The 17,044-nt window shown below is 64.3% G+C and carries 15 protein-coding genes; 9 read left to right on the top strand and 6 right to left on the bottom strand.

The annotated features are described in order from the left end of the window. Positions 1-107: 107 nt before the first annotated feature. Positions 108-1,520 carry an MFS transporter gene (locus ABIA90_RS30115; protein ID WP_354119058.1) on the top strand — a complete coding sequence of 471 codons (1,413 nt, stop codon included), beginning with the start codon at positions 108-110 and terminating at the stop codon, positions 1,518-1,520. A gap of 139 nt (positions 1,521-1,659) precedes the next feature. Then, positions 1,660-2,832, top strand: a complete 1,173-nt coding sequence (locus tag ABIA90_RS30110; RefSeq protein ID WP_354119057.1) for an extracellular catalytic domain type 1 short-chain-length polyhydroxyalkanoate depolymerase — start codon at positions 1,660-1,662, stop codon at positions 2,830-2,832. Positions 2,833-2,854: 22 nt separating this feature from the next. On the opposite strand, the gene ABIA90_RS30105 is transcribed toward ABIA90_RS30110, so the two are convergent. Continuing rightward, a complete protein-coding gene (locus ABIA90_RS30105) occupies positions 2,855-3,157 on the bottom strand; it encodes a hypothetical protein (protein ID WP_354119056.1) in 303 nt (100 codons plus the stop codon). Between the two features lie 200 nt (positions 3,158-3,357). Here ABIA90_RS30105 and ABIA90_RS30100 point away from each other — a divergent pair, with 200 nt between their 5' ends. Then, positions 3,358-3,726: a winged helix-turn-helix transcriptional regulator gene (locus tag ABIA90_RS30100; RefSeq protein WP_354119055.1), complete on the top strand. Its 369-nt coding sequence runs from the start codon at positions 3,358-3,360 to the stop codon at positions 3,724-3,726. Between the two features lie 3 nt (positions 3,727-3,729). On the opposite strand, the gene ABIA90_RS30095 is transcribed toward ABIA90_RS30100, so the two are convergent. Then, the gene (locus ABIA90_RS30095) at positions 3,730-4,410 is read right to left on the bottom strand and encodes an MBL fold metallo-hydrolase (protein ID WP_166347747.1); all 681 of its coding nucleotides are present in this window, start codon (positions 4,408-4,410) and stop codon (positions 3,730-3,732) included. A 167-nt stretch (positions 4,411-4,577) separates the two neighbouring features. On the opposite strand from ABIA90_RS30095, the gene ABIA90_RS30090 reads away from it, so the two are divergent. After that, a complete protein-coding gene (locus tag ABIA90_RS30090; RefSeq protein WP_354119232.1) occupies positions 4,578-6,182 on the top strand; it encodes an alpha-amylase family glycosyl hydrolase in 1,605 nt (534 codons plus the stop codon). Between the two features lie 84 nt (positions 6,183-6,266). Continuing rightward, the gene (locus tag ABIA90_RS30085) at positions 6,267-6,758 is read left to right on the top strand and encodes an MmcB family DNA repair protein (RefSeq protein WP_354119054.1); all 492 of its coding nucleotides are present in this window, start codon (positions 6,267-6,269) and stop codon (positions 6,756-6,758) included. A 126-nt stretch (positions 6,759-6,884) separates the two neighbouring features. On the opposite strand, the gene ABIA90_RS30080 is transcribed toward ABIA90_RS30085, so the two are convergent. Both ABIA90_RS30080 and ABIA90_RS30075 read right to left on the bottom strand, forming a co-directional pair. Continuing rightward, entirely contained in the window at positions 6,885-7,439 is a 555-nt protein-coding gene (locus tag ABIA90_RS30080) for an ActR/PrrA/RegA family redox response regulator transcription factor (protein ID WP_014491094.1), read from the bottom strand. 102 nt (positions 7,440-7,541) lie between these two features. Further along, positions 7,542-8,864, bottom strand: a complete 1,323-nt coding sequence (locus ABIA90_RS30075; protein ID WP_028149359.1) for an ActS/PrrB/RegB family redox-sensitive histidine kinase — start codon at positions 8,862-8,864, stop codon at positions 7,542-7,544. Between the two features lie 106 nt (positions 8,865-8,970). Between ABIA90_RS30075 and ABIA90_RS30070 the strand changes: the two genes are divergently transcribed. The 4 genes from ABIA90_RS30070 (at position 8,971) to ABIA90_RS30055 (ending at position 13,096) form a co-directional block, all read left to right on the top strand. Further along, positions 8,971-9,774: an ABC transporter ATP-binding protein gene (locus ABIA90_RS30070; RefSeq protein ID WP_354119053.1), complete on the top strand. Its 804-nt coding sequence runs from the start codon at positions 8,971-8,973 to the stop codon at positions 9,772-9,774. Beyond that, positions 9,771-10,589 (top strand): ABC transporter permease, encoded by an 819-nt coding sequence (locus tag ABIA90_RS30065; protein ID WP_063980053.1) that lies wholly within the window; start codon positions 9,771-9,773, stop codon positions 10,587-10,589. The genes ABIA90_RS30070 and ABIA90_RS30065 overlap by 4 nt, the downstream gene beginning before the upstream one ends. A gap of 121 nt (positions 10,590-10,710) precedes the next feature. Continuing rightward, positions 10,711-12,039, top strand: a complete 1,329-nt coding sequence (locus ABIA90_RS30060) for a polyhydroxyalkanoate depolymerase (RefSeq protein ID WP_063980052.1) — start codon at positions 10,711-10,713, stop codon at positions 12,037-12,039. 217 nt (positions 12,040-12,256) lie between these two features. Then, positions 12,257-13,096 carry a M48 family metallopeptidase gene (locus ABIA90_RS30055; RefSeq protein ID WP_063980051.1) on the top strand — a complete coding sequence of 280 codons (840 nt, stop codon included), beginning with the start codon at positions 12,257-12,259 and terminating at the stop codon, positions 13,094-13,096. Between the two features lie 373 nt (positions 13,097-13,469). Here the strand turns inward: ABIA90_RS30055 and ABIA90_RS30050 are convergent, their stop codons facing one another. Together ABIA90_RS30050 and ABIA90_RS30045 are read right to left on the bottom strand one after the other, a co-directional pair. Further along, positions 13,470-14,135, bottom strand: coding sequence for a hypothetical protein (locus ABIA90_RS30050; RefSeq protein WP_354119052.1), 666 nt, complete (start codon positions 14,133-14,135; stop codon positions 13,470-13,472). A 554-nt stretch (positions 14,136-14,689) separates the two neighbouring features. Beyond that, positions 14,690-16,903 (bottom strand): transglycosylase domain-containing protein, encoded by a 2,214-nt coding sequence (locus ABIA90_RS30045; protein WP_354119051.1) that lies wholly within the window; start codon positions 16,901-16,903, stop codon positions 14,690-14,692. Positions 16,904-17,044 lie beyond the last annotated feature (141 nt).

Genomic DNA, 17,044 nt, shown 5'->3' with positions numbered 1-17,044 from the left:
TGCAGCAATCGGGCCAAAGCGGCAAGTCCTACCTCGGAGGTAATCGCGCCGATGACGCCGATCTGCGAGTTTTGCGCGCAAATAAATCGCCGAAGGCTCGCGCGAAAATGCATCAAACCGTCACAAAACAAGTCGATTCGTCGCGCCGCTGGGGCGTGTTGGCGATCGTCGTCGCCGCGCAGTTCATGTTCGGCGTCGATGCCTTCATCGTGAACGTCGCCATTCCCACTATCGCGGTGGACCTGCATGCGACGCCGGCGCAGCTCGAATCCGTCATCGCGATCTACCTGATCGCCTACGCCACGCTGGTCGTCACCGGCGGCCGCCTCGGCGACATCCACGGCACGAAGAACGTCTTCCTGGCCGGCGTGCTCGGCTTCACGGCGACCTCGCTGTGGTGCGGGTTGGCGCAATCGGGCGCGGAGCTGATCATCGCGCGGCTGGCGCAGGGCGCGACTGCAGCGCTGATGGTGCCGCAGGTGCTGGCGACGCTGCATCTGCTCTTCACCGACGAACAGCGCAGCCGCGCTTTCGCCATCTACGGCATCGTGCTCGGGCTTGCGGGCGCCGCGGGCTTCCTGCTCGGTGGTCTCCTGGTCACGATCGACCTCGCCGGTACCGGCTGGCGCTCGGTGTTCTTCGTCAACGTGCCCTGCGGCCTCGTCATTGCGGCCGCCGCCTGGCGCATCATGCCGTCGGTGCCGCGCCGGGCGGGCACGCGGCTCGACATCAAAGGGAGCATGGTGCTGTTCGCGGGGCTGTTGTGCCTGATCGGACCGCTGCTGTTCGGTCACGATGTTGGCTGGGCGCCGTGGTTATGGGCCGTGATGGCGAGCGGCGGCGCGATCCTTGTCGCGTTCCTGAAGCTCGAGCATGCGGTGGCGCGCGCCGGCGGCATGCCGCTGATCGATCTGACGCTGCTGTCCGACGCAGCCTTCCTGCGCGGGCTCGGCGCGGCGTTCTTTTTCTTCGTCGCCAATCTCTCGTTCTATCTCGTCATGACGCTGTTCATGCAGCGCGGCCTGAAGATCCCGCCGCTCGCAGCCGGCATGGCCTTCATTCCGCTCGCACTGGCTTTCGTGGTCGCGTCGCGCCACAGCGGCGCGCGGGCGCGCCATCGCGGGACCAAGGTGTTGATCGAAGGCTGCATGTTGCAGATCGCGGGCCTCGCCGCACTCGCGCTGGTCACGGGCTATATCGATGCGCCGGCGCCGATCCTGCTCGCACTCGTCATGATCATCTTCGGCTACGGGCAGGGGCTGGTGATGGCGCCGCTATCCGGTGCGGTGCTCTCGACGGTGAAGCCTGTCGCCGCAGGGTCCGCGTCCGGCATGTACGGCACGACAGCGCAGATCGGAAATGCGGCCGGAGTGGCCGCAATCGGCGCGGCGTTCTTCGCGGTTGAAGCGTTGCAATCGGCGCGCGCAGCCTTCTTCGTTTCGCTCGCCGCGTTTGCGGCGTTAATCACGATCTGCGCCGCATTTCTGGCGTGGATGCGCCGCGTCTCTGCACGAAGTTGAGGCATTGCGGTTAATTCATGCGTATTCCTGCGGATTTTTGCGTGATTTCGGGTGATAGACAGCACACGGGCTTTTTATTTTGCACCGCAGCAACTATTTGGTTTGGGTGAACGTTGAACGTCGCCTGCCAGGAGTTGCCGTGTCGCTTGCCAAAAATCTCGCTCTCTTGAGACATCTGCCAAAGGTGGATGGTCTGCGCCTTGCCGAATTCGGCCGGAGCGCGGACGTATCCAGCCCGTTGGAAGAAGTCATCGGCTTTGGCGACAATCCCGGAAACCTGCGCATGTTCGCGTTCGTGCCGACGCAGCTTCAGAAGCCGCGCGCGCTCGTCGTCGTGCTGCATGGCTGCGGCCAGACCGCCGCTGCTTACGATCTCGGCGCGGGATGGTCGACGCTCGCGAGGCATTACGGCTTCGCGCTGGTGATGCCCGAGCAGCAGCGCGTCAACAATGGCAACACCTGCTTCAACTGGTTCAATCCGGAGGACACTGCGCGGGACGGCGGCGAGGCGCGGTCGATCCGCGAGATGATCGCGCATATGGCCGAAGCACATCGCATCGACCCCAAGCGCGTCTTCATCACCGGTCTCTCCGCCGGCGGCGGCATGACGTCGGTGATGCTCGCGACCTATCCGGAAGTCTTCGCGGCCGGTGCGGTGATCGCTGGACTTCCCTACGGCATCGCGTCGAATTTGCGCGAGGCGCTCGACGGCATGTTTCATTCGCCGCAGCGGCCGGAGCGCGAGCTCGGCGATTTCGTGCGGCGCGCCTCGAACCATCGCGGGCCCTGGCCGAAGATTTCAGTGTGGCACGGCAGCGCCGACCGCACCGTCAATCCCGGCAACGCCAGCGAGATCGTCAAGCAGTGGCTCGATTTGCACGATCTGCCGGCCGTGCCGATGGCGGAGACCATTGTCGACGGCTATCCGCGCCAGGCCTGGTGGAACAAGGACGGCGAAACGCTGGTCGAGTCCTACGCCATCACCGACATGGCCCACGGCACGCCGCTCGGCCTCGCCGACAATGATCAGCGTTACGGCATCGAAGGCGCGTTCCTGATCGAGGCCGGTATCTCCTCGTCGTATCACATCGCAAAGTTCTTCGGCCTCACCGGCTGGATTCCGGACGCGGCCGGGAAGAAGGCCGGGCCCGGGACGTTGAAGCCGGCGCTTTCAGCCGCGCCGCATCTCGCCCGCTCGATCCGCGCCGCCGTCGCCGAAGAGCCGGCCGAGCCGAAGCGCGAGGCGGCTCGCGGCTTCGATCTCGGCCAGATCATCACGCGCGCACTCACCGCCGCGGGATTGATGAAGTAGTTCGTCGCTCGATAGGCGACGGCTACGCCGTCTGATCGATCCATTCGATCGGCGTCACCGTCACCTCGCCGCCGGCGACCTTCCGCGTCATCTCCTGATAGGCCTTGAAGAAGTCGCGCGATTGCAGCGCCTTTTGCGCGGCCTCGTCGGTGACGCTGGCGAGGTGGAAGTAGCTGGCGTCGTCGCGGTTCTTCAGGACCCGATAGCCGATCCGCCCCTTCAACTCCGGATCGCCCTCGATCGCCTTGATGAAGCGGCCGATCTCCTGGTGCCAGGCTTCCGTCGTGCCGTTCCTGAATTCGTACCTGATCATGAAGTGCTTCATGTGACGCTCCCTGTTCGTCTTGTGCGCCATCATCTGCGCCTTGCGGGCGATCCTGCAAGTATGGACAAAATTGATAGTATGGACTTTTTCGACGTCGCTCCTATCCTTATCGCATAGCGTTTTCGAGCGAAGTGGATACCGGTTCGCGTAAAGAAAACGCGTCAAAACAAGAATCGCTGGCTGCGTATGGAGGAGGCGACATGGCAAGGGCAAACCCGGCGCGCACCTGTCCGGTTACGGCCTTTCAGAAGATGATCAGCGGCAAGTACAAGCTGCGCATCGTCTGGGACCTCAGGGACGGCCCGCGCCGCTATGGCGAGATCAGGAGCGGCCTGTTGCGCGGCATGGCCGGCAGCGCCGAGATCACCCCGCGCGTGCTCAGCCGCGAATTGAAGGCGCTGACCCAAAGCGGCCTGATCGACCGCAAGGATTTTGGCGAGGTGCCGCCGAAGGTCGAGTATCGCCTGACGCGCAAAGGCAAGAGCTTCGTGCCGGTCGTCGCCGCGATCCGCGACTGGGGCGAACGCAACCTCAGTGACACCGCGGCGTTGGCGGAGGCCGCCGAGTAACGCTTACATCTCGCCGGTGATGAACGGATTGGTCATCCGTTCCTGGCCGATGCTCGAGCCGGCGCCGTGGCCGCAGATGAACCCGACATCGTCGCCGAGCGGCAGGAGCTTGGTCTTGATCGAATTGATCAGCGTGGCGTGACTGCCGCCGGGCAGGTCGGTGCGCCCGACCGAGCCCGCAAACAGCACGTCGCCGACATGGGCAAAGCGCAAGTCCTTGTTGAAGAACACCACGCTGCCGGGCGAGTGGCCCGGGCAGTGCAAAATGTCGAACTGCAGGCCGCCGATCGACACGCTGTCGCCCTCGTCGAGCCAGCGGTCCGGCTCGAAATTGCGCACCTCCGTCATGCCGAAGCGCGCGCCGCTCTCGACCACGTTGTCGAGCAGGAATTTATCCGCGACATGCGGCCCCTCGATCGGCACCTTCAGCGCATCGCGCAATTCGGCCGCGCCGCCGACATGGTCGATATGGCCGTGGGTCAGCCAGATCTTCTCCACGGTGACGCCGGTCTGCTTGATCGCGTCCAGAATCTTCGGCACGTCCCCGCCGGGGTCGATCACCACGGCCTTCTTGCCGGGCTCGTCCCAGATGATGGTGCAGTTCTGCTCGAACAGCGTCACGGGGACGATGATCGCGCCGGCCTTGGCTTGCTGTGATTCTTGGGTATTGTTTTGCTCGGTCATGGCCTCACAATGCCGATTTTTGCCATGCCGCCAAGCAAAAGATTTGTGTCGTAGACCCGGGAACAGCCGGTCGTCACACGGCCGTCCCAATTAGCCTGCTGGTTTGAACCGGGGCGTTCCTTTCGCGTTTTCTCGCGCAGGGTAGATTAGTGAGTGGTATTCCGGCCATGGCTCAGGGCGGCGACAATTGGTGGCGCGACGGCATCTTCTATCAGATCTACCCGCGCTCCTTTCAGGACTCAGACGGTGACGGCGTCGGCGATCTCGCCGGCATCTTGCGCCAGCTGCCTTACGTGAAATCGCTTGGCGTCGACGCGATCTGGCTGTCGCCGATCTTTCCCTCGCCGATGGCCGATTTCGGCTACGACATCTCCGACTATACCGGCATCGACCCGCTGTTCGGCACGATGGCGGATTTCGATGCGCTGCTCGCGGCTGCGCATGACAACGGGCTGAAGCTGATCCTCGACCTCGTGCCCAACCACACATCAAGCCAGCATCCCTGGTTCGTCGAGAGCCGGTCCTCGCGCGACAATCCCAAGCGCGACTGGTACGTCTGGCGCGATCCGGCCGCCGATGGCGGTGTCCCGAACAACTGGCTGTCCGAATTCGGCGGCAGCGCCTGGCAATTCGACGAGACGACAGGTCAATATTACTACCACGCCTTCCTTGCCGAGCAGCCGGACCTCAACTGGCGCAATCCGGATGTCCGCGCGGCGATCTACGACGCGATGCGGTTCTGGCTGGAGAAAGGCGTCGACGGCTTCCGCGTCGACGTGATCTGGCACCTGATCAAGGATGCCGAATTCCGCGACAACCCGCCGAACCCGCATTTCGTCGAGGGCCGGCCGCCGAACGAGAGGATCCTGACGCAATACTCCACCGACCAGCCGGAGGTGCATGACGTCATCGCCGAGATGCGGCGCGTCACCGATGCATATCGCGACCGCGTGCTGATCGGCGAAATCTATCTGCCGCTGCACCGGCTGATGGCCTATTACGGCAACGATCTCACCGGCGCGCAGATGCCGTTCAACTTCGCGCTGCTCTCGACCTTCTGGAGCGCGCGCTCGATCGAGACAATCGTCGACGATTACGAAAAGGCGCTGCCGAAGGGCGCCTGGCCAAATTGGGTGCTCGGCAATCACGATCGTCCGCGCGTCGCAAGCCGCGTCGGGCCGCAGCAGGCGCGCGTTGCCGCGATGCTGCTGCTGACGCTGCGCGGCACGCCGACGCTCTATTACGGCGACGAGATCGGCATGCATCAGCTCGCGATTGCGCCCGAGGACGTGCGCGATCCCTTCGAGAAGAATGTGCCCGGCATCGGCGTCGGCCGCGACGGCTGCCGTACGCCGATGCAGTGGGATGCGTCGCCGGCCAGCGGCTTCTCCGGCGTAAGGCCCTGGCTGCCGCTGCCGGAGGACCATATCCGCGAGAACGTCGCCGATCTTGAAGCCGATTCGCGTTCGATCCTCAGTCTGTACAAGCGGCTGATTGCCTTGCGGAAGGCATCTCCGGCGCTGGTCGAGGGCGACTACCATCCGATCGCCGCGCAAGGCGATCTCCTGATCTATCGCCGCGAGGCCGAGGGCGTGGCGATGATCGTCGTGCTCAATCTCGGGCCCGACCCGATCGCCGTGACCTCCAGCGCGATCCGTTTCGGTAGCGAGATCTTGCTGTCGACGTTTCTGGATCGCGAGGGCGAGAGGCTGGAAGGCGTGCTGGATCTGCGCGGCAATGAGGGCGTGGTGGTGATGCTGCCATACATCTAGCCGCTCGCGGGGACGACAGATGAGCGTGTGGTCGCGGTTCATCGGACAGTGTCCGCGCCTACCGGAATCGGCTAAGCTCCCCCCATGGACAGCTCCGCCCGCAACATCGCCCTGGTTCCGCCGCCCGACCGCCGCCAGTCCGAGACGGCGCTGGCGATCGCGCGCGGCACGGCGCGGCTGCTGCGCTCGCTCGGCTTTACCTGCATCAGCGAACTGCCGCTGCCGTCGGGCCGGCGCGCCGATCTGGTGGCGCTCAACGAGCGCGGCGAGATCTGGATCGTCGAGATCAAATCGTCGGTCGAGGATTTGCGCGCCGACCAGAAATGGCACGAATACCGCGCCCATTGCGACCGGCTGTTCTTCGCTTTCACGCAGGATCTGCCGTGCGAGATCTTTCCGCAAGACACCGGCCTGATCATTGCGGATGCCTATGGCGCGCACATGCAGTGCGAGGCGCCCGAGCACAAGATCGCCGCTGCCACGCGCAAGCAGATGACGGTGCGTTTCGCGATGGCGGCGGCGCTGCGGATCAACCGTCTGGTCGACCCGCAGGGCCACGCGGATTTTTGGGAGTAGCGGCGCGGCGAACGCGGACGCCGTAGGGTGGGCAAAGCGAAAGCGTGCCCACCATCCAAGCCGATCAGGATTGAAGTAGAAGCGGTGGGCACGGCGCTACGCGCCTTTGCCCACCCTACGAGACCGTTACCGCGGCGCGCGCTTCGCCAAAATCCGCTGCAACGTACGCCGGTGCATGTTGAGCCTGCGCGCCGTCTCCGAGACGTTGCGGTTGCACATCTCGTAGATGCGCTGGATGTGCTCCCAGCGGACGCGGTCGGCGGACATCGGGTTGGTCGGCAACTCGGATTTCTCCGAGCTGGTCGAGAGCAGCGCGGCGACGACGTCGTCGGCATCCGCGGGCTTCGACAGATAATCGATCGCACCCATCTTCACGGCGGTCACGGCGGTGGCGATGTTGCCATAGCCGGTCAGCACGATCGCGCGGGCTTCGGGGCGCTTCTTCTTCAGCGCGGAGACGACGTCGAGGCCATTGCCGTCGCCGAGCCGCAGATCCACGACGGCGAATGCGGGCGCGGCCTTGCCGATCTGCGCGAGGCCATCCGAGACGGTGTCGCACGACGTCACCGCAAAGCCACGGGTCTCCATCGCGCGCGACAACCGCTCCAGGAACGGCTTGTCGTCCTCCACGATGAGAAGCGAGCGGTCGGTCTGTTCGTTCAGTTCGGCGATGGCGTTCAAGGTGTTGTCCTCTCTCTGCACATCTACATATGGCGTCGCAATCAGGCGGTGCCAAGGCCGCAAATAGTCGATCGGCCCTGCTGTGCGACGCAAGGTCGCGGCCTATCCTATTGTTTCTTCGAGCGTCTCGATAGTCTCAAAACGCTCTCTCGGCCAATTGATGTGAACCACAGCACCGTGTTCCGGAAAGGTCCGGTTGGTAAACGAGACCTTGGCCCCGGTGCGTTCCAGCAAGGTGCGCGCGATGAACACGCCAAGCCCGAGCCCACGCCGCTCGCCGCCGCCATCATCCAGATTGCGCCGCCGCGACAAATAGGGCTCGCCGATCCGGTTAAGGATATCGGGCGGAATGCCCGGGCCGTCGTCGGAGATCACGAGCTCGATCGTGTCCTTGTTCCACCATGCATTCACCTCGACGGTGGTGCGGGCGAAATCGACCGCGTTCTCGACGATGTTGCCGACGCCGTAGAGGATCGCCGGGTTGCGCGAGCCGATCGGCTCGGCGAAGGCCGCCACCGCGATCCGCACCTTGATGTCGACGCCGAAATCGCGGTGTGGGGCCACCACCTCCTCGATCAGCTCAGACATTTTCATGCGGTCGAACGGCGCGCCTTCGGAGGAAAGCTGGGTGATCTTGCTCAAGATGTCGCGGCAGCGCTGGGTCTGCTCGCGCAGGGTTTTCAGGTCGGCGGCGAAACTTGGGTCCTTCACCGTCTTTTCCAGCTCGCGCGAGATCAGGAAGATGGTCGCGAGCGGCGTGCCGAGCTCGTGCGCGGCTGCGGCAGCCAGGCCGTCGAGCTGGGTCAGATGCTGCTCGCGAGTCAGCACCAGCTCGGTCGCAGCCAGCGCGTCGGCGAGCTTGCGCGCCTCCTCCGTCACCTGGAACGAGTAAAGACTGGTGACGCCGATCGCGAGCACGATCGAGAGCCAGATGCCGATGAGATAGATCGGCGGCAGCACCAGCGGATCGTCGGAATCCCAGGGCAGCGGCAGATGGAAGAAGAACAGGACCGAGGCACAGGCCACCGCGAGCAGGCCGAGGCCGAAGGTGAGGCGGGCCGGCAGCGCCGTGGCCGAGATCAGCACGGGCGCGAGGAACAGGAACGAGAACGGGTTCTGCAGTCCGCCGGTGAAGAACAGCAGCCCCGCCAGCTCCACGATGTTCAGCGCGAGCAGTCCGGCTGCCTGCATCGGCTCCAGCCGTTGCAGCGGATTGGACACGGTCTGGAGCGCCAGGTTGAGCGCCGCCGACAGCGCGATGATGCTGACGCAGGGGACGATCTCGACGTTGAACTCCAGCCCCTGCGCCACGATGAAGATCGCCGCGAGCTGGCCGAGCACCGCCAGCCAGCGCAGCCGCAGGATCGTGTCCAAGCGGATATGCCGCTGTGCGTGGCGGAAGTCGGTATCGGCGGTCTCAGTCATCTCGGCCAATGTGGCGGTGCCTTCTCGGTCACAAACGCGGGGCTCGCGGAACCACCCGGATTACAAGCCTTGCGCTATCCGCTGCAATAGCAGAAGAACGGCTAGCATGACCGGGAACGACAAAGCTTCAAGTCCGCCGACTGTCGCGGAGCGCGGCTCCTCTGCGGCCATCGCGGTCGATCACCTCGTCAAGGTCTACAAGCAGACCCGCGCCGTCGACGATATCTCCTTTTCGCTGCCGCGTGGCAGCATCACCGGGCTCCTGGGCGGCAACGGCGCCGGCAAGACCACGACCATCGCGATGATCATGGGCCTGGTGCTGCCGACCTCCGGCCGCGTGCAGGTGCTCGGGCATCGGATGCCGGAGGAGAGCGCGGCGGTGCTGGGGCGGATGAATTTCGAGAGTCCCTATGTAGACATGCCGATGCGCCTCACGGTGCGGCAGAACCTCACCGTGTTCGGCAAGCTCTATGCGGTGAAGAACGTCTCCGATCGCATCGCCAGGCTGGCCGACGAGCTCGATCTCACCGAATTCATCGACCGCGCCAACGGCAAGCTCTCCGCCGGGCAGAAGACCCGCGTCGCGCTGGCGAAGGCGCTGATCAACCAGCCCGCGCTGCTGTTGCTGGACGAGCCCACCGCCTCGCTCGACCCGGATACGGCCGACTGGGTGCGGGCGCACATGGAGCGCTATCGCAAGGAGAACAACGCGACCATCCTTCTGGCTTCGCACAACATGCTCGAGGTCGAGCGTCTGTGCGACCGCGTCATCATCATGAAGCGCGGCCGCATCGAGGACGACGACACGCCGGAGGCCATCATGGCGCGCTACAACCGCACCACGCTGGAGGAGGTGTTCCTGGACGTCGCGCGCGGGCGGGTGAACGGTGCGAAGGAGGCGGTGCGATGACCGAGCTCTCCCTCCACCGCGGCATTTCCATCCATCGCATCGGCGCGATGATCCTGCGCTACTGGTATCTGTTGATGTCGTCCTGGCCGCGGCTGCTCGAGCTGCTTTATTGGCCCGCGCTCCAGGTCATCACCTGGGGCTTTCTCCAGCTCTACATCGCCGAGAACGCCAATTTCTTCGCGCGCGCCGGCGGCACGCTGATCGGCGCCGTCATCCTCTGGGACATCCTGTTCCGCGGCCAGCTCGGCTTCTCGATCTCGTTTCTGGAGGAGATGTGGGCGCGCAACATCGGCAACCTCATGATGAGCCCCCTGAAGCCGATCGAGTTTCTGCTGTCGCTGATGATCATGAGCATGATCCGGCTCGCGATCGGCGTCATCCCGATGACGCTGCTCGCGCTGTTCCTGTTTCACTTCAACGTCTATGCCCTCGGCCTGCCGCTGATCGCATTCTTCTGCAATCTGATCTTCACGAGCTGGGCGGTCGGCATCTTCGTCTCGGGGCTGGTCTTACGAAACGGCCTTGGCGCCGAGAGCATCGTCTGGACCCTGATGTTCGCGATCATGCCGCTCGCCTGCGTCTACTATCCCGTCAGCGTGCTGCCGGCATGGCTGCAATACGTCGCCTGGTCGCTGCCGCCGACCTATGTGTTCGAGGGAATGCGGGCGCTCCTGATCGAACAGACCCTCCGGATCGATCTGATGTTGCGTGCGTTGGCCATCAATGCGGTGCTGCTGGTTGCATCTTTTGGGGCATTCCTTGCCCTTTTGCGGAGCGCCAAGAAGCACGGCTCGCTGCTCTCGAGCGGTGAATAATCTCACTTTCCCGTGGATTCAGGCTGATTTAGCCGTTCCGGCTCCGTAGATGTACGGAACCATGCATTGACGCAATATTACGCATTCGGCAGTATGTTGCGATGCGAAGAGGATTTTAACGATGCCTATTGGTGAGTTCGGCGGCGCGCCGCCCCTGGCGGCCGAAGGCAGTCCGGTCCTGACGACGCCGATGTACTGGATGTACGAGATGGGGCAGGCCTCTCTCAATCCGGCGCGTGCGGTCACCGATGCGACCAAGCTCCTGTTTCAGAATCCCCTCAATCCGTGGGCGCGCACCGAGGTCGGCAAGTCCGTCGCCGCGGCCTGTGAATTGTTCGAACGCACCACGCGCCGTTACGGCAAGCCGGAATGGGGCCTCAACGACACCGAGGTCAACGGCATCCGCGTTCCCGTCGAGGTCCGCTCGGTCTGGGAAAAGCCGTTCTGCAAGCTGCTCTACTTCGATCGCAAGTTCGCCCGTCCCTTGCGCAGCCCGCAGCCGCGCGTGCTGATCGTGGCGCCGATGTCCGGCCACTACGCGACGCTGCTGCGCGGCACGGTCGAGGCGTTCCTGCCGGCGCATGAGGTCTACATCACCGATTGGGCCGACGCCCGCATGGTGCCCCTGAGCGATGGCCGCTTCGATCTCGACGACTACATCGACTACGTCATCGAGATGCTACACGTCCTTGGCGGCAACACCCATGTCATGGCGGTGTGCCAGCCCTCCGTTCCCGTCGTTGCCGCCGTCTCGATCATGGAAGCGCGTCGCGACCCCTTCGTGCCGACGTCGATGACGCTGATGGGCGGCCCGATCGACACCCGCCGCAATCCGACCGGGGTGAACAAGCTCGCCCAGGAGCGCGGCATCGACTGGTTCCGCAACACCGTCATCACCAAGGTGCCGTTCCCGCATCCGGGCATGATGCGCGACGTCTATCCGGGCTTCCTGCAGCTCAACGGGTTCATCAGCATGAACCTCGACCGGCACATGGACGCCCACAAGCGCCTGTTTGCCAATCTGGTGAAGGGCGACGGCGACCTCGTCGACAAGCATCGCGACTTCTACGACGAATATCTCGCGGTGATGGATCTCTCCGCCGAGTATTATCTGCAGACGGTCGACACCGTGTTCGTGAAGCACTCGCTGCCGAAGGGCGAGATGACCCATCGCGGAACACGCGTAGACCCCTCGAAGGTCACGCGCGTGGCGCTGATGACGGTCGAAGGCGAGAACGACGACATCTCCGGGCTCGGTCAGACCGAAGCAACGCACACATTGTGCAGCTCGATCCCCGATCACCGCCGCGTTCATTACGTCCAGAAGGGCGTCGGGCATTACGGCGTGTTCAACGGCTCGCGCTTCAAGTCGGAAATCGTGCCGCGCATCCATGACTTCATGGTCTCGGCTGCGAATCCGAGCTCGTTGCAGGCTCTTGCGGCCGAATAAGCGCGTTTTTCGGCTTTCCCGCTGAAAATCGACGCCCTGCCGGGGGTTCCGGCAGGGGTTGGTTCCCTCCAGATTCGCGGTATTTAGGTAGCTTTATAGGAGTGATTCCCACCTCAGCCCTTGGGGGTGCCGCATGCGTTCAGCGGGGGCGAAAAAACCGGGTTCCAACCCCAGTCTGTAGGGTCTCCCGGACGCTAGACCGCTGTATATTGGGCAAATGATTTGTTTTTGCGCCGAGCGCTTTCCCTGGCGGCGGTTATGGCAGAATCCGGGCGCCCTCCTGCCCCCCGGACTGACAGACATGGCCACTCGCGCACTCCTCTATCGGCGGCCCCACGAGCCGAAGACCCTGGTCATCACCCATGGATCGCAGTTTTTTGCGATTCGATTGCGTCGGCACCGCCGCGCGCGCCGCTACACGCTCAGAATCCATCCGAGCGATCGCGAAGCCATCCTCACCATCCCGCCGCGCGGCACGCTGGCCGAAGCCAAGGACTTCGCACAACGTCACGGCGCGTGGATCGCTGCACGTCTCGGCCGTTTGCCGAAGGCTGCGCCGTTCCAACCCGGCACAGTGATACCGCTACGCGGCACGGCCCATCGTATCGTTCATCGTGCCGGCACGCGCGGCACGGTATGGACGGAAGTGCGCGACAGCGGTGAACGCATTCTCTGCGTCGCCGGCGGGGTCGAGCATGTCGACCGCCGCGTCAGCGACTTCCTCAAGCGCGAGGCGCGCCACGATCTCCAGCGCTCGGCGGAGGCCTATGCCGTCGAGCTCGGCGTCAGGGTTAAGCGCCTCTCGATCCGCGATCAGTCCAGCCGTTGGGGCTCCTGCACCTCGGCTGGCTCGCTGTCGTTCTCCTGGCGCCTGATCCTCGCGCCGCCCTACGTGCTCGACTACCTCGCCGCGCACGAGGTCGCCCATCTCGTCGAGATGAACCACTCGGCGCGGTTCTGGCGCGTCTGCGGAAAGGCCTGCCCGTCGATGGAGCGCGCCAAGAAGTGGCTCGATACGCACGGCAACGACCTGCACCGCTATGGGGTCGAGGATTGATCCTCGTCGCAGACTAGGCCTCGCTGCGAGCCCAACACTCACTGTCGTCGCCCGGCTTGACCGGGCGACCCAGTATTCCAGAGGCGGTTATTGTTAAGCCGAGAAGCCGCAGCGTACTGGATTCCCCGCTTTCGCGGGGAGTGACAGCGGAGGACGGGGCGACATCAGTGCGTCTCGTGCCACGCTTCCCGATTTTCCCGAACGACCGACCCATCGGACTATCCAGGCGAGCAGCTCTCGTCGTGCGACATCGCGGGCGTTGAACGCCGACGATGGCTGCTCGTTATTCGGCGTCAGCCGGGATGATCTTGCTTGATGTGCTTCGACAAAATTCGTCGCCCGGATGCCGCGCGTCCTCAGACCATCTCTCAGGTCAGGCGCTGATATCTGCGCCTGTCCCCGGCTGCGCGCGCGAGGCGAGATAGGACGATTGCAGTTGCACGGCGGCCTTCTGGCCCTCGGCCAGCATCGCCTGGAAGGCCGCGTCGAGTTGATCGCGCCTATAGGTCGCAGAATTGCTCTGACGCGGTGTCCATTGCGATTGCGTGATCGCGGTGGATGCTTTTTCGACGGTGCCGCCAAGCAGCTTGGCGTAATTGTCGGCTCGCCATTGCGCCAGATCTGGTCCACTCAGGCCGGGAGGATCCTCGAGCTTGCCGATCTTTGCGGCCGCCGCGTTGGTCATCGTCGAGGACCCGCCATTGTACAGAGTGGCCACCACCTTGCCGTCAACCTTCACCTGGGCATAGGTGTTCTCAGGTGCATCGTCCGAGACGGCCGGTTGAGTCGCGTTCGCGCCGTGGGTCATCAGCCAATTCGTTGCCATCAGGTCGCGCAGGACCGGGTTATCCGCCACCGAGATCGGCTTGGCGCCTTGCAGCGGCTTGAGTTGCGACACGCTGATTCCGGGGCTGCTGGTCGCAGCGTCAGTTGCAGTCGACGCCTCCGGCTGGAGATCTGATGTCGTTGCCGCATTGGAACCGGACGTTGATGCAGGACGCAGATAGGGCAACGCCGCGCTGGATAGACCTGTAATCATGGAACGCTCCTTCCCACTAAACCCGAGTCTTCAGAACTCAACCTAAGAGAGCAATTCCTGGGCCGATGTCGGAGCCTTGAAGAGACTGGTGCTTTGGCGTTCAGGGATATTTCGGCATCGGTAAATCTTGCCGTCTTGGCCAGGACTTGTTGGGCAGGACTTGCCGAAGCCGTGGCGCGATGTCAGCCCGAGCAAACGCTGCTGGCCGCATCCATCACTGTCATCGCCCGCGGAGACGGGCGATCCAGCACGCCGCGGCAGCTGTTTTGAATCTCGACGTCTCGGCGTACTGGATTCCCCGCTGGAGCCTGTCATCGGGCTCGCCGAAGGCGAGACCCGGTGGCGGGGAATGACAGTTGGGAGTGGGGCGACATCAGCGCGCTTTGCGCGATCCCCGCCATAGTTCGCGACGATTGCGCGGCACGCTCGATTTGTCCCGCCGGATCAAACGTTTCGCACAATCCACCGCGCGACGCGCCTGATATCAACGGCTACTGTGCATGGGGTTGTTTTCGCGTCTTTTGTCTTGAGGCCTTGGGGACCTCAGCTCGAAGCTACCGATTTCCGCCGAACAGCCGGTCCATCAGCCAGCCGTCGAGGCCTGCTGCGGCTTCCGGCCGCACATTGGCGCGCGTCGGAGGCGGGCGATAGCCGCCATTCGTCACCGGTGCCGGTCCGGGCGCCACCGCTGTCGGCGGCGACACCTGCGATGCCGCCTGCGCGAGGTTCGACAGGCCCCAGGTCGCTTGCGAGTTCGGCAAGGCGGCCACCGGCACGCCCTCGTGCGCCGTGCGCATGAAGCGGGACCAGACTTCGACGGGCAGGCCGCCGCCGGTCGCCTTCTTGGTCGGCGAGTTGTCGTCATTGCCGAGCCAGACGCCGGTGACGAGGTTGGCGGTGTAGCCGATGAACCAGGCGTCGCGATAATCCTGGCTGGTCCCGGTCTTGCCGGCCGCCGGCCAGCCGGGGATCTCCGCCTTCTTGGCGGTGCCTGATATCAGCGTCTCTCGCATCATCGTGTTCATCATGCCGACATAGCGCGGGTCGATCACTTGGTTGCGCTCTTCCGCTTGCCGCATGTAGAGCAGCTTGCCACTGAGCGTCCTGATCCGTGTGACGACATGCGGCGCCACCGCGAAGCCGCCATTGGCGAAGGGGGCATAGGCGCCGACCAGCTCGACGACCGAGACTTCGGAGGTGCCGAGCGCGATCGAGGCATTGGGCTCGAGCTTCGAGGAGATGCCGAGCCGGTGCGCGGTGCGCACCACGTTCTTCGGCCCGACCTCGAGACCGAGGCGGATGGCGACGGTGTTGAGCGACATTGCCAGCGCCTGCGTCAGCGTCACCGCGCCGAAATATTCATGGGTGTAGTTCTCGGGCTTCCAGCCCTTGACCTCGATCGGCGCGTCCTGACGCACCGTGTCAGGCGTCAGCCCCTGCTCGAGCGCGGTCAGGTACACGAACGGCTTGAACGAGGAGCCCGGCTGGCGTTTCGCGGTGACCGCGCGGTTGTACTGGCTGTCGGAATAGTTCCGCCCGCCGACCATGGCGCGCACCGCGCCGTCGGGCGTCATCGCCACCAGCGCGCCCTGGCTGACATTGAACTTGACGCTCTTGGCCGCGAGCTCGTCGATGATGGCGGCTTCCGCCACGCTCTGAAGCTTCGGATCGATCGTGGTCTCGACCTTGATGCTCTCGTCGATCTGGCCGACCAGATCGTCCAGCACCTCGCCGATCCAGTCGGCGACGTAGTTGAGCGTGCCGGCGCCGGCCGGCTTCACGTTGTAGGAGGGGTGGCCGATCGAGGCCTGCGCCTGTGCTTCGGTGATGAATTTTGCATCCGCCATCGCCGCGAGCACGATCTGTGCGCGCGCTTCCGCGCCTTCCGGATTGCGGTTCGGCGCCAGCCGCGACGGCGATTTGACGAGGCCCGCCAGCATCGCGGCCTCGGCGACGGTGACGTCCTTCGCCGACTTGCCGAAATATTTCTGCGCCGCGGCCTCAACGCCATAGGCGCCCGAGCCGAAATAGACGCGGTTGAGATAGAGCTCCAGAATCTCGTTCTTGGAATGCTTGCGCTCCAGCCAGATCGCGAGCTCCGCCTCCTGCAGCTTGCGCGCCATGGTCCGCTCCTGGGTCAGGAACAGGTTTTTCGCGAGCTGCTGCGTCAAGGTCGAGCCGCCCTGCGAGACGCCGCGATGGAGCACGTTGGTGACGAGGGCCCGCAGGATGCCAATCGGGTCGATGCCGAAATGCGAGTAGAAGCGGCGGTCCTCGATGGCGATGAAGGCCTTCGGCAGATAGGGCGGCAGGTCCTTCAGCGAGACGTTGGCGCCGGCCATCTCGCCGCGCTGCGCCAGCATGCTGCCGTCGATGCCGACGATCTGGATCGTCGGCGGCCGCTTGGGAATCTCCAGCGACTGGATCGGCGGCAGATGGGCGCCGACATAGATCACGACGCCGATCACGGCGATCATGCCCCACAGGCCGAGCACCGCACCCCAATAGACGAGGCGGCCGAGGCTGAAGCCTCCGCCCGACTTCGACCGGCGCTTGGCGCCGCTGCGGCTGGCTTGTGCCTTCCGCTCGCGCGGCGGCTCGTCGCCGGCATCCTCGCTCTTGCGCTTGGCGGATGATTTCGTTGATTTCTTCGGCTTGTCCTCGCCGCCGGGGACGCGGTCGGCCGCGGTCAGGCGCAGATCGGCGAGCGCAGCAGGCAAGCCGAACAACGGCTCCTTCCGCCCACCCTTTTTCTTTCCCCACGCCATACGCAAAACGCCCGGTCAGCCCGCCCCGTCGCATGCTACCGGTCGCTGTTTAAGGCCCGGTTACCCAGAGCTTAACGCGCGATTAGGAGGTGCGGCATTCGCCTGCCGCAGTTCCGCTCGCCGGGCGGCAGAGCTAGGATC

Source organism: Bradyrhizobium sp. LA6.8, from assembly GCF_040547935.1.
GTDB lineage: Bacteria > Pseudomonadota > Alphaproteobacteria > Rhizobiales > Xanthobacteraceae > Bradyrhizobium > Bradyrhizobium barranii.
The sequence above is the reverse complement of the archived record's forward strand: the minus strand, read 5'-3'. Positions and strand labels throughout refer to the sequence as shown.

What these genes read in the sequence shown, in the direction of transcription:
- ABIA90_RS30115 (WP_354119058.1), top strand. Translation starts at nt 108, where the DNA reads ATGCATCAAACCGTCACAAAACAAGTCGATTCGTCGCGCCGCTGGGGC.
- ABIA90_RS30105 (WP_354119056.1), bottom strand. Translation starts at nt 3,157, where the DNA reads ATGAAGCACTTCATGATCAGGTACGAATTCAGGAACGGCACGACGGAA.
- ABIA90_RS30100 (WP_354119055.1), top strand. Translation starts at nt 3,358, where the DNA reads ATGGCAAGGGCAAACCCGGCGCGCACCTGTCCGGTTACGGCCTTTCAG.
- ABIA90_RS30095 (WP_166347747.1), bottom strand. Translation starts at nt 4,410, where the DNA reads ATGACCGAGCAAAACAATACCCAAGAATCACAGCAAGCCAAGGCCGGC.
- ABIA90_RS30090 (WP_354119232.1), top strand. Translation starts at nt 4,578, where the DNA reads ATGGCTCAGGGCGGCGACAATTGGTGGCGCGACGGCATCTTCTATCAG.
- ABIA90_RS30085 (WP_354119054.1), top strand. Translation starts at nt 6,267, where the DNA reads ATGGACAGCTCCGCCCGCAACATCGCCCTGGTTCCGCCGCCCGACCGC.
- ABIA90_RS30075 (WP_028149359.1), bottom strand. Translation starts at nt 8,864, where the DNA reads ATGACTGAGACCGCCGATACCGACTTCCGCCACGCACAGCGGCATATC.
- ABIA90_RS30070 (WP_354119053.1), top strand. Translation starts at nt 8,971, where the DNA reads ATGACCGGGAACGACAAAGCTTCAAGTCCGCCGACTGTCGCGGAGCGC.
- ABIA90_RS30065 (WP_063980053.1), top strand. Translation starts at nt 9,771, where the DNA reads ATGACCGAGCTCTCCCTCCACCGCGGCATTTCCATCCATCGCATCGGC.
- ABIA90_RS30060 (WP_063980052.1), top strand. Translation starts at nt 10,711, where the DNA reads ATGCCTATTGGTGAGTTCGGCGGCGCGCCGCCCCTGGCGGCCGAAGGC.
- ABIA90_RS30055 (WP_063980051.1), top strand. Translation starts at nt 12,257, where the DNA reads ATGATTTGTTTTTGCGCCGAGCGCTTTCCCTGGCGGCGGTTATGGCAG.
- ABIA90_RS30050 (WP_354119052.1), bottom strand. Translation starts at nt 14,135, where the DNA reads ATGATTACAGGTCTATCCAGCGCGGCGTTGCCCTATCTGCGTCCTGCA.
- ABIA90_RS30045 (WP_354119051.1), bottom strand. Translation starts at nt 16,903, where the DNA reads ATGGCGTGGGGAAAGAAAAAGGGTGGGCGGAAGGAGCCGTTGTTCGGC.